At 46.3% G+C, this 255-nt stretch carries 1 protein-coding gene; it reads left to right on the top strand.

What is annotated here, in order from left to right:
- The coding region (locus tag H8K32_RS20805) for a DUF927 domain-containing protein (RefSeq protein ID WP_186914421.1) at positions 1-255 on the top strand (255 nt) is incomplete at both ends.

Raw genomic sequence — 255 nt, 5'->3', positions numbered from 1 at the left:
AATGGAATCAACAGGTCGCGGCTTACTGCCGTGGTAACTCTCGGTTGCTGTTTTTTGTGTCAGCCGCTTTCGCTTCCTTGCTGTTGAACCATTCCAAAGTACAGAGCTTTGGGTTACATATGGTAGGTAGTAGTTCCACTGGAAAAAGTACGGCTATGAAAGTCGCAGCATCAGTGTTTGGTGGTTCGGATTATGCTCAAAGCTGGTTAGCGACCCATAGCTCAATAGAGCCTACTGCACAAAAATACTCTGATG

It is taken from the genome of Cognatundibacterium jejuense (assembly GCF_014284255.1).
Lineage (GTDB): Bacteria > Pseudomonadota > Gammaproteobacteria > Burkholderiales > Burkholderiaceae_D > Undibacterium > Undibacterium jejuense.
Note: the sequence above shows the minus strand (reverse complement) of the source record. Positions and strands in the feature narration are given on the sequence as shown.